Source organism: Lentzea flava, from assembly GCF_014648475.1.
GTDB classification, from domain to species: Bacteria; Actinomycetota; Actinomycetes; order Mycobacteriales; family Pseudonocardiaceae; genus Lentzea; species Lentzea flava.
Window position 1 is genome coordinate 303,850 of sequence record NZ_BMRE01000001.1, and the last position, 14,051, is coordinate 317,900.

Annotated in this window: 14 protein-coding genes; 6 read left to right on the forward strand and 8 right to left on the reverse strand. The window is 62.3% G+C overall.

Features of this window, described 5'->3' with window-relative positions:
• Positions 1-109 precede the first annotated feature (109 nt).
• The 5 genes from IEZ09_RS01555 to IEZ09_RS01575 are packed head-to-tail and all read right to left on the reverse strand — an operon-like array spanning position 110 to position 3,725.
• A complete protein-coding gene (locus IEZ09_RS01555; RefSeq protein ID WP_189252177.1) occupies positions 110-2,221 on the reverse strand; it encodes an FtsK/SpoIIIE domain-containing protein in 2,112 nt (703 codons plus the stop codon).
• 8 nt (positions 2,222-2,229) lie between these two features.
• A complete protein-coding gene (locus tag IEZ09_RS01560) occupies positions 2,230-2,871 on the reverse strand; it encodes a hypothetical protein (RefSeq protein ID WP_189251683.1) in 642 nt (213 codons plus the stop codon).
• The gene (locus IEZ09_RS01565; RefSeq protein ID WP_189251684.1) at positions 2,868-3,200 is read right to left on the reverse strand and encodes a hypothetical protein; all 333 of its coding nucleotides are present in this window, start codon (positions 3,198-3,200) and stop codon (positions 2,868-2,870) included. The genes IEZ09_RS01560 and IEZ09_RS01565 overlap by 4 nt, the downstream gene beginning before the upstream one ends.
• A complete protein-coding gene (locus IEZ09_RS01570) occupies positions 3,197-3,535 on the reverse strand; it encodes a WhiB family transcriptional regulator (RefSeq protein WP_229812154.1) in 339 nt (112 codons plus the stop codon). Before IEZ09_RS01570 ends, IEZ09_RS01565 begins: the two co-directional genes overlap by 4 nt.
• On the reverse strand, positions 3,528-3,725 hold the full coding sequence (locus IEZ09_RS01575; protein ID WP_189251685.1) for a helix-turn-helix domain-containing protein: 198 nt from the start codon (positions 3,723-3,725) through the stop codon (positions 3,528-3,530). Before IEZ09_RS01575 ends, IEZ09_RS01570 begins: the two co-directional genes overlap by 8 nt.
• 166 nt (positions 3,726-3,891) lie before the next feature.
• On the opposite strand from IEZ09_RS01575, the gene IEZ09_RS01580 reads away from it, so the two are divergent.
• From IEZ09_RS01580 to IEZ09_RS01590, 3 genes are all read left to right on the forward strand, one after another.
• The gene (locus IEZ09_RS01580; RefSeq protein ID WP_189251686.1) at positions 3,892-4,296 is read left to right on the forward strand and encodes an XRE family transcriptional regulator; all 405 of its coding nucleotides are present in this window, start codon (positions 3,892-3,894) and stop codon (positions 4,294-4,296) included.
• A gap of 132 nt (positions 4,297-4,428) precedes the next feature.
• Positions 4,429-5,988, forward strand: a complete 1,560-nt coding sequence (locus IEZ09_RS01585; protein WP_189251687.1) for a transcriptional regulator — start codon at positions 4,429-4,431, stop codon at positions 5,986-5,988.
• Positions 5,985-6,335, forward strand: a complete 351-nt coding sequence (locus tag IEZ09_RS01590) for a signal peptidase I (RefSeq protein ID WP_189251688.1) — start codon at positions 5,985-5,987, stop codon at positions 6,333-6,335. Before IEZ09_RS01585 ends, IEZ09_RS01590 begins: the two co-directional genes overlap by 4 nt.
• Here IEZ09_RS01590 and IEZ09_RS01595 read toward each other — a convergent pair whose 3' ends face one another.
• Positions 6,336-7,922, reverse strand: coding sequence for a transcriptional regulator (locus IEZ09_RS01595; RefSeq protein ID WP_229812155.1), 1,587 nt, complete (start codon positions 7,920-7,922; stop codon positions 6,336-6,338).
• A gap of 107 nt (positions 7,923-8,029) precedes the next feature.
• Here IEZ09_RS01595 and IEZ09_RS01600 point away from each other — a divergent pair, with 107 nt between their 5' ends.
• Both IEZ09_RS01600 and IEZ09_RS01605 read left to right on the forward strand, forming a co-directional pair.
• Positions 8,030-8,935 (forward strand): helix-turn-helix domain-containing protein, encoded by a 906-nt coding sequence (locus IEZ09_RS01600; protein ID WP_189251689.1) that lies wholly within the window; start codon positions 8,030-8,032, stop codon positions 8,933-8,935.
• Between the two features lies 1 nt (position 8,936).
• Entirely contained in the window at positions 8,937-9,836 is a 900-nt protein-coding gene (locus IEZ09_RS01605) for a DUF5753 domain-containing protein (protein WP_189251690.1), read from the forward strand.
• A 114-nt stretch (positions 9,837-9,950) separates the two neighbouring features.
• Here the strand turns inward: IEZ09_RS01605 and IEZ09_RS01610 are convergent, their stop codons facing one another.
• Both IEZ09_RS01610 and IEZ09_RS01615 read right to left on the reverse strand, forming a co-directional pair.
• Positions 9,951-10,994 (reverse strand): hypothetical protein, encoded by a 1,044-nt coding sequence (locus IEZ09_RS01610; protein ID WP_189251691.1) that lies wholly within the window; start codon positions 10,992-10,994, stop codon positions 9,951-9,953.
• Positions 10,995-11,546: 552 nt separating this feature from the next.
• Positions 11,547-12,875 (reverse strand): DUF6602 domain-containing protein, encoded by a 1,329-nt coding sequence (locus IEZ09_RS01615; protein ID WP_189251692.1) that lies wholly within the window; start codon positions 12,873-12,875, stop codon positions 11,547-11,549.
• 215 nt (positions 12,876-13,090) lie between these two features.
• Here IEZ09_RS01615 and IEZ09_RS01620 point away from each other — a divergent pair, with 215 nt between their 5' ends.
• Positions 13,091-13,729 carry a hypothetical protein gene (locus IEZ09_RS01620; protein ID WP_189251693.1) on the forward strand — a complete coding sequence of 213 codons (639 nt, stop codon included), beginning with the start codon at positions 13,091-13,093 and terminating at the stop codon, positions 13,727-13,729.
• Positions 13,730-14,051: the final 322 nt, after the last annotated feature.

The window sequence follows — 14,051 nt, forward strand, 5'->3', positions numbered from 1 at the left end:
GTGACTCTGATCAGTACTTCTAGCAGTATGCGACTTACCTCCCTGGTGAGGACAGGTAGTTCAGCGGGTGGGTTGAATCTGAGTTCGCCGCTCGGCGGCTCGTCGGCGATCACGATCGCACCCCGGCAGCGTCGCCCGACGTGCCGATTTCATCATTGGAAGCGATGCGCTCGACCGCCGCGCGCAGGTCGGCTGTCAGGTAGCCGCGTACACGTCGGGTGCCCTCATCGGTCGGGACGTACTGGCGTGTCGGCCGACAACCCAGCTCGCCCATGTCGACGCCGAGCGCGGTCACCTCGACTTCGAGCGCCTCGGCGAGTTCAGCGGTCGGCACGAAGTCTCGTGAGTTCACCTCGTCGCCGAGGTAGTCGACGACCGACGCGAGCGGTTCGGGTAGTTCGACCTCGGCAAGGCTCGCCACGGTGCCGGTTCCAATAGCCTTGACCGCCTCTGAGCGGTCGAGCATCGGTGGGACGTTCCGCCCTGCCGCGTGTCCGCTCAGCGTCCCTTCGGCCTCCCGCAGGGTACGGCCGCGCTCGCAGATCTCCCGCCAGTCCTCGTTGGGCATGTAGTAGGTCCGCACGGTCAGCGCGAGCACGTCGGCACCGGCTTGGGTCTCGCCGTCTGGCCGCAGGATGCCCACGCCGCGATGGGACGGGAGTAGACGGCTGCTGTCGTATCCGCGCGTGTTCATCTGTTCGCCGAGAATGATGTTGCTGTCGCGGAAGTCCATGACGCGCAGGGCGAAGCGGGAGCCGAGCACGGCGCGAAGCTTGGTCGGGATGGTCTTGCTGTCCGGTCGCTGTGTCGCCAGAACGAGGATGATCCCTGCGGCCGGCGCCTTCTTCGCGAGCCACGTCAGAAGCTCGCCGATGTACTCCCCCGCCGTTAGCTTCTTCCCTTGCACCTCAACGGGAGTTCGGTCCTCCAGTGCGATGTGGACCTCGTCCACGATGAGCGCCGTGATCGGCATGGCCAACGACTGATCACGGGACATGTCCGGCGTCACCTTCGACTCGGGACAGGTCACGTCGTCGAGGTCCTGCATCCGCCGGTAGCGGTTCTGGACGTCGGCGACCAACTCGACGAGCCAGTCCAGGAACGCGAGCACGTGTTCGGCGTCGTCACCCGCCATGAACCGATGGGCGACCTTCTCGGCGGCTTTCCAGTCCTTCCCGTTCTTGAAGTCGGCTACGTACAGCCGAACGTGCGGGTCCAAGATCAAGCCCGCGGCCGCCAGTCGTTCGGCCATTGTCTTGCCCTGTCGGGGAAGCGCGCCGATCAGAAGCGATGTCCACACCAGTGGCAGCGTGATCCGCCTTCCGCGCGCGTCGGTGCCGAACGGCACCGGCCGCCACGCGTCCCACCGCTCGACCGCCAGCAACGGCGTGCGGATCGGCGGCTTGGCGTACGGGTCCTCATCGGCAACCCACATCGCGACGCGTCCGGCGTGCCCGCCGTTGCCTCGTACGCGCTCGACACTGAGTTGGATCTCGTCGACCGCCAGAGCCGACGCGAGGTCTTCCCGATGCTTCACGACGTCGGCCGCCTTGCGGGTGGCGGGGAGATCGACGGTGACCGCCCATCCCCCGCCCTGGTGCTTCGCTCGCTCGACGAGCCGCAGGCTCTCGTCCTTGCCGATCAGCTTCGCGTCACGGAACGCGTCCACCAAGATCTGTGGGTCCATCGTCCACGCGAGCGAGCGTGGCCCGGCGAGAGCAGCCTTTCGCCCTGGGTTGCCGTCCTTCTGCCTGCCGAGGATCGCCAACGCCGCCGAGCCGACGACGCCGGCAATCCACAGCACCCGATGCCCGTAGACGAGATCGAGGATCGCAAGGGACACAACGGAAACCGCGACCACGACGCCGGTCACCTTCCACCGGAACAACGTCAGTCCCCGGATCTCCGCGAACTTGTCCGCCAACTTCTCCGACTGCTCCGCAGCCTCGCGGTAGTCATTCACTCGCACCCATCGCCGCCAGCCGCGTACGGCGACCACCAGACCGCGAAAGGTCGCTCGGACGAAGCGGAGCGGCGACCGGACCAACCACGAGACCCCGTCCTTCGCCGCGTAGCCGAGCGCCTGCCTCGACTTCAACGCCGCCGGAACGAAACGCGAACGCTGCCACCAGCCGATGACGCGATGAGCCGGTGGCGGTTGAACCGCGTCCGCCTGGTCGTCGACGAGTTCACCTTCGAATACCGGTCCCACCGGCACCATCTCGCCGTTCACGACTGCACCTCAGCGTTCAGCGCCGCAGCCAGCCTCGACGACAGACCACGCGAACACTGCGTCACCTCACGCACCCACGCAGGCGTGACCGTCACGTCCGGTGTTCGAGCCGCCCTGGCAATCGCGAGGTAGTCCGCGAACGACGTCCTCGGATTCGCCCGCTCCTGCGCTGTCCGTCGAGGACTCGGCGGAGCCTGCGGTTCCGCCTGCCCTGCCGTGAACGCGGCGACCGCCGAGCCGAGCTTGTCTCGAAGGTCGGTCACCGCCTCGGCGGCGACGAACACGACGAGCGGCGGCACCGAGTGCAGCACCACCAGCGCAGCCGATCCGGCCGCGTACGCACTCCAGGTGTTCATGACGTACGTCGCGCCGAGCGTGAACCACTTCGCCGCCCGCACCCAGCCACCCATGCGGACGCCGTGCCGGGCGGTGACCTGCTCGGCCCGAAGGATCGCCAGGAGCACCAGCGACACCATCGGGTCGAGCAGCCACGCCGCGCACCAGGCAAGCGACCACACAGGAGAACCGGCCGCTGCGAACTGCTGAACGTTGGTCATCGTGAACGCCAGCCCGAGCAGGATGCCGGTCCAGCACAACCGATCGACCTGCACCGCCACGCGCTCGATCGGCTCGCTCATCGCCGTTCACCGCCTCGGCGACGCGGCTCGTACGTCGTCACGGTCAGCGCCTTGGTCAGCGTGTACGACGCGAACAGCGCGGGAACGGCGAGCACCGCGACGAGCAGCCAGCCGCTACCTCGTTGGGTGATCACGATCCACTGCGCCACGACGATCAGCGCGGCGTTGAACAGCACCCGCCCGGCGAGCGAGACGAACCGTGCGCCTGTGCGTGCCGCGCTCGCCGCCGCTTTCGCCCGACGGGACGCCATCCGCCAGACGAGCACCAGCACCAGGAGCGCGCCGACGCCTGCCATGACTTGAGTCGGGGTGAGAGTGAGAGCGTTCATGAACGCGGCCCCCTCTCGAAACGGTCACCGCGTCGGAGCCAGTGCGGGTACAGCTCCCGCCGGTCGTCATCGGTCAGCGCACCCCACACACCAGTGGTGTCCTCACCAGCCGTCCGCAGCTCCAGTTCCAGGCACTCGTCCCGCACCGTGCACCCGGCACAAGTGCGCTGAGCCAGTTCACGGTCGGTCAGCTCCTCACCGGCGTCTGGCGGTTCGTTCGTGAACGCCCACATGCACAGGCCGTCGCGCTCGACAACCTCGGCAAGCTGGTCGGTCGGCACCCAACGCAGGCGGTCCAGTGACCACGCGATGCCGATCAGTCGGTCGTCAGTCACGGAGCACCCCTGGACCGGCGCTTGCGAGCAGCGGCAGAAGCGCACTCACGGGGATGACGACCTGGCCGTGCCGACGTTCGGTGCGCAGCTTGCCGAGCCGGATGGCCCGGCAGACCTCGGAACGGTCGACACCGAGGACCCACGCCGTCTCACGGATCGTGTGAGCGGAAGTAGACAGAGAAGTACGCATGAGGAATAACCTTTCTAAGAGAATGATGATTTCAATATCGTGAGTGTTGATATCAGCACTCGTGAAGGCGTGCTTGATCGCAAATGGCGTGTGAAACGCCGTGTCACGCCGCAGCGCGCGAAACAGTGACTAATCTCAGCGCCGAGGGCGGAGCGCGGAGGAATACGTGTCGGAGGATTGGGCGGCAGTCGCCAAGGCGATCAACCAGCGCGTGAATGAGCTGGGATTGCAACAGAAGGAACTCGCCAAGCGGTCGCACGTGTCACTCGCGATCGTCCGCGAGGTCCAGCACCACCTCGTGGAGCGCCGGCGGAGCCCTCGAACCCTGGAATCCCTGTCCACAGCGCTGGGTTGGCACCCGCAGCACCTGGACGCAGTGCTGCACGGCCGCACGCCTCCGGCCATCGACGACCCAGTGGTCGATCTCGCCGACACGCTGTGGTCGCGAATCGACCGGGTCGAAGAACGGCTCGAAGACATCACCGACCGGCTTGACGCTCTGAAATCCGACGTCGCTTCCGTTGCGAACCAGCTCGCCGAAGTCGCGAAGCATGTCCGCGGCCGCCGGTAGCTGACTGTTTCGGCTGGTTGAGCTGCTGTTTTCCATGGCACTAATTCCACTGCGGAATGGCGCCGGGGCCCACACAACAGCCACACAAAACCACCACAAGTTCCCAGCACATCGCGCTCCGGGGGTAGCGACATGAGCTTGTCGAACGGCTGGACTGGCGCCGATGCATGCGCGTTGCAGGACGCGCTACGACTCAGTCAGGAGGCGTTCGCCGAACACCTCGGCGTCCACTCGCGCACAGTCGGCTACTGGCACAAGAAGCCCACCTCACGGCCGAACCCGGAGGTCCAGCAGGTCTTGGACGTGGCGCTTGAGCGCGCATCTGACGAGGTGAAAGCACGCTTCGCAGAGGCTCGCGCAGGCTCACCGCCCGCCGCGACCGCCGCAACGTCCGAGGCCGAACAGCGACTCGCCGCCGATCCGAACATCGTCGCCGCACTCGACTGGCTCGACGAGCGTGCCGCACGCGAACCCGGCACGGCTCGCCGTGCGGTGGCGTCGCGCCTGGCTCAGGTGGACGTGAATTCGTTGCGGGACAGGGGAAGTCGGCGCGGACGCGTCGACCAGCACGCCGTCGCTGACGCACTCGCGACCTACTACGGTCGCCGCTCTGACGGCTACGGCAGGTACGCCGCCACGTTCGGCCACGTCGAGGCCAACACGAGCATCCTCACCCGCTCGGACTGGCTGGACCTCGATTGTCCGATGGACGCCAGCCATGACCGGCTCGCGCTCGTACGGACTGCGGGAGACGTACCGGTCTCCCTCGACGAGCAGGCGTTCGACCAGGCCGTCCAGCGCCTCGCCGAATCGCTGACGCTCGGCGTCCGGTTCATCAACATGCCCCTCTACCGCCTGCTGAGCGCGGACATGGGTCCGCAGTCGATCGGCGGCACGGTCGGAGTCACCTCGTTCGCCGAGTACATCGTGACGATGGATCTTCTGGAAGGTGAGCTGGTCGACGCGCTGACCAGCGGCACCGAGACGTGCACTCTCCCCCTCCGGGACCGCTACCTACCGGACCTCGACGCCGTGCTGGACGTCGGCGGACGTCTCACCGCCGGCGGCACGCTCGCGCTGTGTGCGTTCGCTCGACCAGCTGACCCGTTCCGCGGCCCGGCAGACTACGTTCTCCTGGTGCAGGAGCGCTCAGGTCACGTCATCAACGCCGCGCGTCGGCTTGCCGTGATCCCGAAGGGCTTCCACCAGCCGCTGACCGACTTCCGAGCGGACGCTCAGGTTGGCGCCACGATGCGCCGAGAGATGGAAGAAGAGCTGTTCGGCCGCCACGACATCGACAACACGGTGGGCGACCAGCGCAGCGCGGACCCGATGCACCCGAGCCGCCTTTCCGAGCCGATGCGTTGGCTCCTCGGCGAGCCGGGCCGTCTACGGATGGAGTGCACGGGTTTCGGCCTGAACCTCGTCAGCGGGAACTTCGAGTTCCCTCTCCTGATCGTCGTTGACGACGAGGAGTTCTGGCAGCGGTACGGCGGACTGATCGAAGCCAACTGGGAGACCGCGAACCTTCGCCAGTACTCCAGTGCCGATCCCGAGCTCGTCGAGGAGCTTGCTGCCGACGTGGCGTGGAGCAATGAGGGCTTGTTCGCGCTCCTGCAAGGGCTTCGCCGACTCAAGGAGATCGGCGGTAGCCGCGTGAACGTGCCAGCGATCGAATGGGAGATACGGTGACCGCGAACTGGAGCCAGGGCAACGCTGCAGAGGACGGAAGCGCCACGCGCGGCTGGCTGGTCGGGCACTTCATCGACCCGTCAGAGGGCGTGCGATCCTCAAAGGACGTTGAGGTCAAGTGGTTCAATCACCCGGCCGGTGACAAGCGTGTCGAGTGGACCTCGGACGACCAGCGAACGACCCTGGTTCTCTTGGTGCAAGGGAACTTCCGCGTTGACCTCACCGAGGGCAGCGCGACGATGACGCGCCAAGGTGACTACGTCATGTGGGGTCCCGGTATCGACCACTCATGGGAAGCCATCGAGGACTCGGTGGTCATGACGGTTCGCTGGCCATCCCAGACGTGATCAGTCGCTGAGCCTCCACTCAATCGGTGGCAGGCTCACGCGGTCGCCGCCGATCTCACGTAGCCGACGCAGACCCTGGAGCAACGCGAACAGCCCTTCGTTGCTCCAGGTCTCCTGTGTGATCAACTCGCTCACCAGGTCGCCGTCGAGGCTGGAGTACAGCCGCAAGCCGGAAGCCTCCCAATTGGCCTCGATGTGGCCACCGAACCGACGCCAGAACTCCTCGTCGTCGATCACGACGAGACTCGCGAACTCATAGTTCCCGCTGACGAGGTTCAGCCCGAAGCCGGTGCACTCCATCCGCAACCGCGCCGGTTCCTCGGCGAGCCACTTCATCGGCTCAGACCATCGCGCCGGATGCATCGGTGCCACTGCCGGACGCGCGTTGCCAGCAGTCGCGTCGACATCGTGACGGCCGAACAGTTCCTCCTCCAACTCGCGTTGCAGAGTCGCCCCGATTGCCGTCTCGGCGCGGAAGTCTGTAAGGGGCTGATGGAAGCCCTTTGGGATCACCGCCAGCCGTCCAGCCGCGTTCAGCACTCGACCAGACCGCTCCTGGACCAGTAGGGCGTAATCCGAAGAACCGCGGACTTGATCATATGGCCGAGCGATCGCACACAGGGCCAGAACACCGCCTGCGCACACACGGCCCGATAGATCCTGCACCGCGTCGATGCTTGGCAACTGCTTGTCTCTCAAGGGAAGTCGGCCTGCGAGATCTCCTGCCACGATCGCATCGGTCAGCTCTCGTTCGAGCAGATCGGCGGTCAGCGCATACTCGACGAACGGCACAACACCTACACGGCCGCGAACACGCCGGTGTCCGGCGTCAACGTGCAGCAGCCGATAAAGCGGCAGGTTGGCGAAGCGGACCCCTAGCGCGACAGACTCAGCAATCCGCGATGCCGCCGTAACCCCCTCGAAGTCCTCCAGCGAACTGCACTGGCGGGCGTCATCGGCAAACGTCAGCCGATCGTGTGAGCCATCGAGTGGGCAGTCCAAGTCGAGCCATTCGGCACGGGTCATGATGCTGGTCAGGATCTCGGCGGTAGCACAAGTCGCCCGGTAAACACCGTGCACGCCGTAGTAGTCGACGAGCGCGCGAGCAAGCGCTGTACGCCCCACCGTGGCTCGACGCGCGCCCACATCCAAGAACCGCCCCTGGTCCAGTTCCGCGAGTCGCGCGCGCACCTTTGACCGACTCGTACCTGGCAGCCACCCTGTCCGGGCGTCCAGCCAGTTGAGAGCCACAGCCAACTCGGACTCCTCGCGCGGCCATCGCCGAGGTTCATCCTCGGCAGACGACCGTGGTGCCCCCAGCAATTCATCGACACTCACGCCGAAGATCCGTTCGAGCAGCCGCGCAGTCACCGGCTGAACCGGCCCAAGCGGCCCACCGTTCGGCATACGGCCAGCGATCAACCGTTGCAGGTGTCGAACGCTGATCGTCCCCGGCTCGCCGTGCTCGCGTGCGAACTCCTCGGCGTAGTCAACGAACTCCTGGAGAGTGAGACGACGGCCCCGGATCAACTGCTCCAGCAGCGTGCGGAACTGCGGTGCAGCCTTCTCCGGCGTTGAACGCCCCATGTCGCCACCAAGTCGTTCTCGTGTCGTTCCGCTGATCCAGCGCTGACAGAAACCTGATTTTAGTCACAGCTGAGCCAGTTCAGAGCCAGCAACGAAGACCGCCGGCGGTGACCACCACTTGGAACCGACACAACGAAGGCCACGCCATGGACTGGACGTCATCCACCCCGTACAGCCGAGAACTCGGCGACGAACTACGCCGCTTCCGTGAGACCTGTACTCAGCACACGGGGGCAGGACTGGCTGAACTGCTCGGCTGGGACGCGAGCAAGGTCTCCACGATCGAGAAGGGCAAGGCCCGTGCTACCGACCTCGATCTGGCCCAGTACCTCACGGTGTGCGGCAAGGCCCGAGATACCATCGACGAGTTCACCCGCCGGTACCGTCGCGCATTCGACCTCTGCTTCGCGCAGGAGCTAGGCGAAAACCGCACTCTGATGCTGGCCGAGCGCACGGCCGACACCATCACGGGCTACAGCCCCATGAGCGTTCCCGACCTACTCCGTACGGCAAGCTACGCGGAACAGTCATTGCGACTCACAGGCACCTCGGCAGACGACATTCAGTCTGCGGTCGACTCCCAGCTGAAACGCCAGGCCATCCTCTACGCCCATAACCGGCCTGACATCACGTTCTACGTGGCAGAAGCTGCCGTGCGCTGCCAGCACTTCGAGCGCAACGTAGCGAGGGGACAGATATCGCACCTCATCCGTACGGCAAATATCCTGCGGATCATTCCCACCGGCAGCATCGCATTGCTCAGCGCAGCCTTCACGCTGTACGAGTACGACAAGATGCCAGCCGTCGTGTTCACGGAGACCCACGTCGCGAACGTGTTCCTTCAAGACAAGTACTCCGTCGGACGATGCAGGTCCGCGTTCGACGTGCTGGACTCAGCAGCGTTGAACGCGCCCCAATCGCGAGAGCTGCTGATCCAGATACTTGACGAAGAGCACCCCATACAGCCGGAAAGTGCAATTGCCACCGACGCGCCTTCCGAATGGGTGAGTTGAGGTGTCAAGGAAGGCCTCCGCGTTCCCGTACAAGGGGTTCAAGTCCAACCTGCAACATCGCGCAGTAGCGCGAGCCCTCGCGTCATGGCGAGAGGAATCCGGGAAGAGCCTCAAGGAAGCCAGCGACGCGGCCAAGTGGTCAGTCGCAAAGACCTCCATGATGCAGAATGCCGCATACCCGATCTCCGAGTTCGACGTGGCGATCCTTGCACTCGTTTACGGCATTGAGGACGACAAGCGTGCAGCCGTTTACCACGGAGCGCAACGCGCCCGTGACCCACAAGCCTACGATCGACTGCCCGGCGCCGAACCGTGCATCGGATGGGTCTACGGCGAGATCGCTGTTGAAGCGAGCCATCTCCGCATTGTCGCCACCGACGCATTCCCCTATGTCGTGCGGACTGAGGGTTACGCGGACGCGGTACAGAACTACTGCGCAGACAGCACCACTCTGTGGCAGCGCCACCAGTACGGCAGCACCGTTCGCGAACACATCACCCGCAGGTTACTCCAGGAAGAATCGCTACATCTGCACTTGGTCGTAAGCGAAACGCTCCTTCGATGCGTGGTCGGCAACGCACTTGTCATGGTTGACCAGCTGCTATGGCTTATGGAGCTGACACAGCGCCCTAACATCAAAATACAGGTCACACCTAATTCTGTTGGCAGGTTGGCCGCGGCAAGTCCGTTCAGCATCATGACGTTTCGCGAAGACAGGTTCGACGACGTCGTCTACATCGAGAACCCTCACGGCTCCACGTGGCTCGAAGCCCAGGATGCCCTGGAGCCGTACGCATCTATCTTCGACAGACTCGCGACAAATGCGCTCTCTACCGATGACACGGTCGAGTACATCGCCGAGGCCGCGCACCTGCTCCAGGCGACGAACGCAGAGGTGTAGCTCCTTGTAGAATCAGCGCAGCTCAAGGTGCATATCGATGGCAGTTCGATCCCCAGTCTCAGAGTTTTTAGGTCGGATGCTCACACCGAGCGTCCACCCTTCGTCGTTGCAACCTTACGACTCGATCGAGATTTCATGAATACTGTCTAGCTCCATTTCAATGGACGTTCCAGAACTCGGGACAACCTTGAACTTTGTTACCCCGTCCTCGGTATCACCCTCTACCAGCTCAGCACGCGGAACATAGACCGAATATCGCCCAAGCTCCAAGTCGTGGCCAGCGATTCGCGTTGTAAGCAAATCCCCATTTGATGCCCGCAGGGATCCCGGAGATTCCCTAAAGGCTTCTCGAATCACATCAGGGTTCGGGGATTCGAGATTAATATGGGAGCCTTCCATTGCCACTCGCTTGCCATTCAGAAGGTCTATAACACGCTGCGATTCCTTCACGTCACGTTGCGTCCAACGCCGCGGCATCGGGAAGGATTCCCCCAGTCGAGATTGAATCTCGTTGAGGTTTACAGCGAACTGCACGACGTCGTCTGCAACCCATAGTCTATCTGGGACAGGAACTGGCTTCGTGGTCAAGTCACCGAGTGATACAGAAAGAAGATACGGAGGCAAGGCAAACCGTTGAAACCTAAGGATCGGCAGCACTGCACCAGGTAGTAGCGGCCTTGACCAGGTAGCCGTCAGATTCAATGCAAATCGCCGTTCCGCAGGGATAACCTTCAGTTGGACCTCAAGTACGCCCAGCAGATCGTTTCCGCGCAATGTGACACCTTTTGTTCCAGCAACACGAGTGAGCCACTGGATCGGAAGGCTCGCTACACGACGGCCGGAAGGATCCTCAAGCATCAGACGGCCACCAATATCTACCTCCTCCTCATTAGCTGGACCGATTTTGAGGTGACCAGACCCGAGGTTTCCCCCGAATCCGTGCGGGGCCGAGATCACCACATCACGAACTTGACTTGGCAGTAACTCGATCTCGTCACCCCACTCCAATGCAGCACCGAGACGCTCCAGTATGTCAGGCTGCTCGTCGCCCACCACTACGGTGAACTGCAAGGTGATTGGGCTATCCTTTTCGGCATCTCGATACTTCGGCCGCAAGATCGTATCAACAATCCTCCCATCTTTAACGGAAAAATCCACACGATAGAAGGGGTTTGATTCGTTGATTTTTCGGCGAGGAGTTCAATGCGCGGACTAGCGGCACCCATGCCGAAGACGGTCGCCTCCGCAATGACAGCCTGCTCATCCTTAAATTCGCGAAGAAGATCCAGAAATTCTTCTTCAGCACTCATAAAGTGCCTGACTATTGAAGGATAGCTAGCAAGGTTTGCTTCGAGCCAGTCACCGCCCCTCCAATAAAGCGGAAATGGATATCCCGAGGCAAGGTCATCAAACCAATCCCTCTCGGTCCGATTCGGGATCATGGGCGTTACGAGCGTCCAAGAAGCAGGGTCCGATTTAGCCGCAGCGTCCAGGCTTGCCTTGATCTTACCCTTTCGAGTCTTCGATTCCGAGAGTCGATTCAGATAGTACTTCGACTGCCAGATATGTAGTTCATCCCCAACTCGGAGCTGGTGATCGCGCCCACCATCCCCGCCTCTTCCATCGATTCTCTCAGAGTCTTTATGGAGAGTACTGAGCAAGGTGCTAATAATCTTCTCAAAGCGCTCTCCGCTCCCAACACTTTTCCAGTCAATCCCATCCCTCACTTACTTCACTACCCCTTTCACCCTTTCTAGCCGCCGCATACAACTCGATCCACCGCAAGAACCTGCCAGTGTTGTTTTCCCCAATGATGTACTCGCCAGAAGGCAAGATAGCCATTCCAAGATCCGTGGCCACTACACGCAGAAAGTCGCCTTCAGCAGCGATTAGCTTGGTACGAAGAAGGTTTCCGCGCACCTCAGCGGGCGACACTCCACGCCCCTGAAGCCACGCATGCATTTCCGGGTTTTCCAGATTGTAGGACCCCTCTTGGCAAATTCGTTGAACTACCACAAACTCTTCTGCGGAAATAAATTCAGGTTGCCAAGAGTTCATCGGTGGAGCACTACTGAGTTGCGCCTCAGATCCTCCCACAAAGTAGGCGTGCCATCCGGCCGAAGTACCCTGCCCAAGCAGCAGCGGATGGAACAGCTCCAGGTCAAGGTCTTCTCCCCAGAGGTCAGTAATGTCGTAAAGTTCATCTATCCGGTACCAAAGAACTTCAAGCAACACAATTAGCGGGTTTACCGGCGAAGAACAGTAGAACGGCCACCACTCTCCAGGAATCAATCCCGGAACGCTCGGGCCGTCAGCGAGTCGCCCCACGTATGGGCGGCCGTTCATCTTGGCAAGTGAATACTTACCAGAGATGATCAACTGCGGAAGCTCGGCTGGACTATAAGCCCTAGTTCCTAGATTCTCCTCAAGCAGGTTGACTAGTCCGTCTCGAAACGCCTCCTCGGTCGCATATCCATGCAAACCGATCACGATTCGAATCACTGCCGTCTGCTCTTGCAGCAATGTTTGAAGAATGCTGCTATCTCCAACAGAAAGGCTACCCAGATTATCGACCGGCGCCACTCGGCCCGTGATCTGAGCGAAAGTTTTGAGAGCCGATCCGACGTCTGTACTCCCAATGTCCGGATCGTCTTCCAGATTATGTTCAAGCACTCGCACCGACTGCAGCTGCTCCAGCGCGTCACTCATCTCGCTTTTACGAAGCGTCTTCTTTACCTCAACGACCGCGATCACATCTTTGATGTTCCACTCGTAGGAATCAGTGAAGGGTATTTGAACTCCTTGCCCCCTCACAACCATGCAGTCAAGTTGTCCGGATCGGTTTCCAAGTCCATCTACAGCGAATCCAGTTACAACCCGCAGGTCTATTCTTCCCGGAATTGCCTTTCGCAGAATCTCCGCCGAGAGCCCCTCATACATGTCACCAATCGTTGGGGCGTGAGTCACGTCGCTCGCTGCAAGTAGCGGCAGCGAATCATCCACAATTTGCGCGAGCAGATCAGCGACGGTCCGGATCATCTTCACCTACCTGTGTCACGTCAGGACTAGAAGCACCAACGGACTAGCCGACGCCACCTGTGCTCCCAGTCACAGCACTGTAGGCGACGTCGCCGGCCTACATGGGCTGCGCCACGGTGTCGGCCACATGTTCAGATGCCGGCTGAGCTGGCTGAGATCGGTGAACCGGCGGGTGTGCTGCTTGATCGACCGCGTTCAAGCAACACAATGTTCAGATGACCACATCCATGGCTCAGCAGGCGTCGACCGCAGACTGGATTGCGGCGATCGGACAAGCGGCGGGCGCCTTGTTCACTGCAGCCGCCGTGGCCGTCGCACTCGGAATCGCGCTTGCTGATCGTCGGCGTCTTCGGCGTGAGGAAGACGAGCGTGGGAAGCGCAACGCCCGCATGGTGCTTGTACGGGGGACTGGTTCACATCCAGTTGGCCAGGACGAACACGGCTACCAGAGCGAGCTACGAATCTACTTCACCAACCATAGCGACCGGCCAATCTTTAACGTCTATGCCGAAGCCTGGCCTGTAGGCACTTCTCTTGACGAGCAACCCCGGTGGGCCGTGCACTCCGAGGTCGTGCTGCCCGGACAGCCAGCAGAGCCCACTGAGTACTTCGCGATGAAGGTGACCACCAAGGAGCCGCCGCCAATCTCCATCGCAGCGTGGCGCCTCCGCTGGACCGATGTCGACGGTCGCCAGTGGTACGGAGATGAACCTCGCCAGGTGCAACCACTTCCGTTCTCAGGACAACCTCCAGGGCGCTACACGGGTCGCGCCGCGGAGGCAACTCCCACCAAGGCGTCACGTGGTTGGCAGAAGCTGATCCAGAGGATCAACCGGTCAGACCGTTCAACGTGAAGTCCGCGCCACCAGTAGCGCCCAGCTCCCCTTGCCCGCGTGGGCGGCTCGAACGCCGGTACCCGCTCTAGTTGTCCCGTCCCACCCGAACCCACACCTCGGAAGCAGCAAGATGGCCAGCGACGGCAAACGGGACGGGGTTGACCACCCCGTCCCGCCTTCACGAATCAGCCTATCTACGCAGGTAGATACAGATATCCTGCTGTCCCCTTGCTCCTCTCGGCCGCTTCGGCTTGTGGGACGGCCGGGACATGTCGCGCAGCAGACCTCACGCCAGTTCGAGCCGTAGGGATAGAGCGCAAGTCGCTCCTCGGACACCAAA

Bases quoted from the DNA above. Each gene is read 5' to 3' on its own strand.
- IEZ09_RS01595 (WP_229812155.1), bottom strand. From the start codon at position 7,922: ATGGGGCGTTCAACGCCGGAGAAGGCTGCACCGCAGTTCCGCACGCTG.
- IEZ09_RS01565 (WP_189251684.1), bottom strand. From the start codon at position 3,200: ATGAACGCTCTCACTCTCACCCCGACTCAAGTCATGGCAGGCGTCGGC.
- IEZ09_RS01575 (WP_189251685.1), bottom strand. From the start codon at position 3,725: ATGCGTACTTCTCTGTCTACTTCCGCTCACACGATCCGTGAGACGGCG.
- IEZ09_RS01620 (WP_189251693.1), top strand. From the start codon at position 13,091: ATGACCACATCCATGGCTCAGCAGGCGTCGACCGCAGACTGGATTGCG.
- IEZ09_RS01555 (WP_189252177.1), bottom strand. From the start codon at position 2,221: ATGGTGCCGGTGGGACCGGTATTCGAAGGTGAACTCGTCGACGACCAG.
- IEZ09_RS01560 (WP_189251683.1), bottom strand. From the start codon at position 2,871: ATGAGCGAGCCGATCGAGCGCGTGGCGGTGCAGGTCGATCGGTTGTGC.
- IEZ09_RS01585 (WP_189251687.1), top strand. From the start codon at position 4,429: ATGAGCTTGTCGAACGGCTGGACTGGCGCCGATGCATGCGCGTTGCAG.
- IEZ09_RS01615 (WP_189251692.1), bottom strand. From the start codon at position 12,875: ATGATCCGGACCGTCGCTGATCTGCTCGCGCAAATTGTGGATGATTCG.